The sequence below is a fragment of the Petrachloros mirabilis genome, assembly GCF_975968855.1.
In genome coordinates this window covers 1-4,759 of the sequence record NZ_CDLUDY010000018.1, presented here as the reverse complement: position 1 = coordinate 4,759, position 4,759 = coordinate 1, and the positions used below count along the sequence as shown (strand labels likewise).

The window sequence follows — 4,759 nt, the reverse complement described above, 5'->3', positions numbered from 1 at the left end:
GTCTCATAACCCTTGGCGCGAAGCGGACAGGGAAGCTCAGTGCGGGAAGGAGCAGCCAACAAGGCTGCAATCCAGCTGGTGGAAGTCCAGCCGTGTCAATTGCCCATGTCGGACACGTAGCGATGCCACATCTCGGAGTGGGTACCACCCGGGCGATGCGTGGTGTAAATGGCCCGGCTGCCCGGCAGAAGCCGCGGTAGGTGCAGCCTGGGGGCCTAGCGAGCGTAGGAGCCTGAAGGTGAACGAATGACTGCAGCCCCGAAATTGGGCTCTCTGTGGAAGCTGCAATGCAGGGATAGTTTCGTGTGCCGAACGCGTTTCCCGTGGCGTGAGGCCGGAGTTCCTGGGGAAGAAATGGGTGAGAGCACCCAGGGAACATGGCGGGGTATGGGTCCAAGCGCCTACGCAAGGATTGCAGAGATAATGTTGGGAAGGACCATCTCCCAGCAGGGACTGGCGACAACCTGCGAAGACCTGTCGTATAAGGTCGAAATCGGCGGGAGGGATTTGGTCTGGCGCATGAGCCCGTAGGAGCGAAGAAGAAGGGGTAACACCCTTTGAGGCGGCGCAGGACGTCGCCCCGGCGGAGGTAACACCCGAGCCGGGCAAAGGGGCTCTGGGTACCCGGCGGTTCCGAGAACTCTGACCGCATCCAGACGCTGAGCTGGAAGTCATGTGGAAAGGTATCGGAATGAGGGTGTAGGTAAACCGTGCAGTCTTGGGTGGATGTGAGCCGGCACTTAAGCCTTGGCCTGTACGGGAAGACCTGCATCCGGAAAATGGCGTGCAGGGCCGAGGTCAGAACCGGACTCTGGAAATCGGACTGTCCGGGATCGTAGGGGGGCATGCGGAAACGTAAGCTATGGTGGAACTAGGAACCCGCCGCACAACCGAAAGGGTGCGTGTCGGAAACTCTCCACCTAACGCTACTGCGCGCCGCATTTCTATCCCGACATCTGCACGCTGGGTTTGATGTGGCGGGAGCTGGAAACGGAGCTATGGGACGGATTGAGGCACCGGCACATGGCGAAAGCCGCCGGAAACGGCTACTCCCCATCCCCTAAGGCCACCGCGCCAGTTCTCGACCCTACCGCTAATCAACAGATTTGAAGGCTGGCAAAACTGTTTGTTAGAAACACACGTTCGGGCTGCTCATCTCAGCGCTTCCCACACTCGGGCGAATACAGCATCGGGTGTCTGGCAGGACGAAGTCAGCACGGATAGAAGTTCGTTTGACGCAAATAAAAGCCTCACGTTTTAGGAAGCCCCTTGCTCAATTAGCCATGGAAGGAGGGAAACCGTTGCTCGTCTAAAATGGAAAACGGAGCTTAACACCAGGCGGCCTGATGCGAGTTGTCGAAACCGACATGATGTAAGCTAGTGAAAGGGGAATTGGTGCCAAATGCTGTAAAAAACAGAAGATGAGGGCTTTTTTTCTTGACATAGATAGTTGGATTGGTACAATAGGAATCTCGACAAAGCCAAACTATCTGTGAGGGTGGGACGGAAAGCTCGTGATCTAGCGAGTGTAGCATGCTGAGCTTTAAGATTTGACAACATTTTGACTTGAGACACCAGGCATTTTGTTTATATTCTAGTTGGGTGAAATAACCCGCATTTGTGAGGAGGCAAAACAATTCTTACGACTTCTGGGTGGTGGTACTAAAGCGTATAGGATTAGGGAAGTAATTCATTCACCAAACAAGGAGGTAAAGAAATGAAAAGGAAGAATATTCTTTTGTCACTCATGCTAGCCTTTACAATGGCGTTTTTGGGTTTTGGTATGGGTGAAGCCTTGGGCGGAGGAAAACTCTGCCTCGATCTCAGCGGCGGCGAATACGACTACATGATGTCTTTCGATGACGTTGACGGCAAGTGGGAGGTGAACGGATATTTGGCCTACGGTGGAACGGAGCAATTGGCCACATGCAGCGGGACGGCATATGTCAACGGAGCTGGAGACATTATCATCGGCATGAATACAGTCTGGGCGTGGACGACAGGAGGGTATACTGACCCCACGAGTGTTGTGTATATCAACCTCACAGACGGCACCTACGATGTAACTTACATTCCCCTAAATCGGGCTTTCCAAGGAACAGTCGCGATCATACCTTGCGGTACCTTTGGGACGACTGATGGCGGAACAGGCAACAATAACCGGTAGTCAAAGAGCATCGGTAGGCGGTTAGGCGTAAGCGACGTACCACCACCCGGTACTGCGGCTGCCTCTTTTTTTCGATGAAGTCACGAAACTAAGATGGAGGAACGTCGTCATATGAAAAAGAACCTTATTTTGACTGTGCTTGCCGCCATGATTGTTGGGTCCATGGCGACGGCTCCGAAGGACCTGCGCGCAGATGTACCTGAGATCAGAGGGCCGTATGGCATTGGGGAATGGTTCTACGAATTCCCTGACGCTTTTGACATCGATCCGGATGATCAGGACGTGGACGTCCGCGCCACTGTTCGCTATCCTGCTGTCTCGGACGGCTATCTTCAACCCGTGGCCGACGGGGGGCCGTTTCCCTTCGTGGCCGTGCTTCATGGCAACCACTCGCCAGCCGACCCGAGCTATCTCGGCTACAACTATTTCATCGGGGACTTGGCCTCTTGGGGGTTTGTCGTAATATCGATCGACGGCAACGATCTTAACGCCCTGCCTGATCGCATAGCGGAGCGTGCTCGCCTCATCCTGGAACACCTCCGACGCTGGTCCGAATGGAGCGCCCCTGGGGGGGTGATCGAGGGCGTCGTTGACATGGACAGGATCTCGCTCATCGGGCACTCAAGAGGCGGCGAAGCGGTCGTGGCGGCCAACCACTTTAACCTCACAGAGCATTTAGGTTACGGCATCAAGGCTGTCGCCTCGATCGCCCCTGTGGATTTTCACAACTATCCGATGCGCGAGAACCCGTACTTCGTGATGTTCGGATCCGCAGACGGCGACGTTTGGGACTGTCAAGGGTTTCGGATTTACGACCGCGCTCTGGAGCTCCCCGAGCCTTTCACGACGCACAAAGGGTCGCTGTTTATCATCGGAGCCAACCACAACTTCTTTAACACGGAGTGGACCTTGGATGAAGGGGTGGGTCCAGACCGCATTTCTGCCGACGATCAGCGGCTGATCGCCAAGATGTATCTGATGGCGTTCTGCCTGCGGGAGATCATGCCCGGCAGGTTCGGTTTCCTCAAGCCCTACTTCTCCGGCGAAGCCGAGTTCGATCTTCTGGCTGGCCTCGAGATGTACAAGCAGTACCTTGATGAAACCCACGTGAACCTGGATCACTTCCAAGACACGCCCCACGACATCGCAACCAACTCACTGGGCGGTCCGAACGACTTCGGCGGACTGACGAGCGCGACGGAGTACGATTTGCGTTCACTCTCCCCTGGGAACCACCAGACGTATGCCGGTAGGTTGAAGTGGCCCGATACGGGTTTCCGCTACTTCGGAATGAACCTGCCCTTTGCTGGAGACGCGAGCGGCTTTGATTACCTTTCGTTCCGCACAGCACAGGTCCACAGCTCACCGTTTAACCCCGCCGGTCAAGACCAGGACTTTGACGTCTATCTGTTGGACAGCCAAGGCGTATATGCGGGAGTCAGAGTAAGCGACTACGGCGTGATTCCTTATCCTTACAAAGGAGTGACGAGTCGTTCCGTTATGAACACGATTCGCATCCCGATGGATGTTTTTGAGGCGGGCGAGGTGGATCTCGGTTCGGTATCGGGGATATACTTCTTGTTCGGCGCGACGAGCACCGGGGAGATTGTTGTCGACGATGTCGGCGTGTCAAACTGAACAAAGAAGCCTGCTACGAGCGCAGGCGTGCAACTAAAGGAGCGTTAAACGATGAAAATGAGCATTGCGGCAGTCACATCTCTCGCCCTTGTCCTCTTGCTTCCGGCTATGAACATGGCGGCATCCGTTTACGAGGCGGTGGTTATCGACGAATGCACGTTCAAGGTTTCCTCCTTGGACAAGCCGTTGGAGATCGGGGGGACGAAATACAGCGAGCGACTTACGGTCCTATTGAGGGGAAAGAACTTCATGATCCGAGCCCTGGACCCGATCGTCAAGCTCGGTGACCGTCAAGCCGACGGTTTCAGAATTTTCCCCGATGAAACGGGCATGGAAGCCTATTTTTATGGCCCGGCGGATCTGGAAGAGGCTGAGTCGGTCTCCGTGGGCTACCCGGGCGCGGCCCCAACCGTGTTTGGTGTCAAGGTTCCGACTCACATTCTTGAGCGGATGAATCACACCGCGACGCCGTAGGATGCGCGACCAGTTCCAGATTTATGGGTTCTTTCGCAGTCAGTGAAACTATACATGACGTCTTAAATAATTGCGCATAGTCGGCGTAGTGTTTCATTTGGTTCTTGCCATGCGTGGAACTGATCGAATACCGTTGTAGACAGTTCATCGAGAACCGGGAAGTACCGGTTATGGGTACGAAGACGGCGGGTTAGCTTCCAGACACGCTCCATGGGATTGAGTTTCGGGCTATAGGGAGGAAGAAAGTCAAGGCGGAGATACTGGCGATGTTCCTTGAGCCACGGCTTAAGGTTGCGTGCGTGATGCCATCGTGCGTTATCCAGAACCACGACGATCTTCCTACCCTCGCGGTGGTGAGTCAAGAGGTCTTGCAAGAAGCAAAGAAAACTCTCCGCGCAGAACTTATCGGCCTGTCGGGTCACCAAGCGTCCATTGGCCATGCAAACGGCTCCGAATACGGCAACACTCTTGCGAGTCGGT

At 55.0% G+C, this 4,759-nt stretch carries 6 protein-coding genes; 5 read left to right on the top strand and 1 reads right to left on the bottom strand.

Going from position 1 to position 4,759, the window contains the following annotated elements; genetic code table 11:
• The 5 genes from ACWVCN_RS00650 to ACWVCN_RS00630 form a co-directional block, all read left to right on the top strand.
• Positions 1-200, top strand: a 200-nt coding sequence (locus tag ACWVCN_RS00650; RefSeq protein WP_455243572.1) for a hypothetical protein, incomplete at its 5' end; no start/stop codon positions are given.
• Between the two features lie 103 nt (positions 201-303).
• Positions 304-531, top strand: coding sequence for a hypothetical protein (locus tag ACWVCN_RS00645; RefSeq protein ID WP_455243570.1), 228 nt, complete (start codon positions 304-306; stop codon positions 529-531).
• Between the two features lie 1,186 nt (positions 532-1,717).
• Positions 1,718-2,167 (top strand): hypothetical protein, encoded by a 450-nt coding sequence (locus tag ACWVCN_RS00640; protein WP_455243569.1) that lies wholly within the window; start codon positions 1,718-1,720, stop codon positions 2,165-2,167.
• Between the two features lie 111 nt (positions 2,168-2,278).
• Positions 2,279-3,805 carry a poly(ethylene terephthalate) hydrolase family protein gene (locus tag ACWVCN_RS00635; protein ID WP_455243568.1) on the top strand — a complete coding sequence of 509 codons (1,527 nt, stop codon included), beginning with the start codon at positions 2,279-2,281 and terminating at the stop codon, positions 3,803-3,805.
• A gap of 51 nt (positions 3,806-3,856) precedes the next feature.
• Positions 3,857-4,279, top strand: coding sequence for a hypothetical protein (locus ACWVCN_RS00630; RefSeq protein ID WP_455243567.1), 423 nt, complete (start codon positions 3,857-3,859; stop codon positions 4,277-4,279).
• 62 nt (positions 4,280-4,341) lie between these two features.
• On the opposite strand, the gene ACWVCN_RS00625 is transcribed toward ACWVCN_RS00630, so the two are convergent.
• Positions 4,342-4,759, bottom strand: a 418-nt coding sequence (locus ACWVCN_RS00625) for an IS630 family transposase (protein WP_455243566.1), incomplete at its 5' end; no start/stop codon positions are given.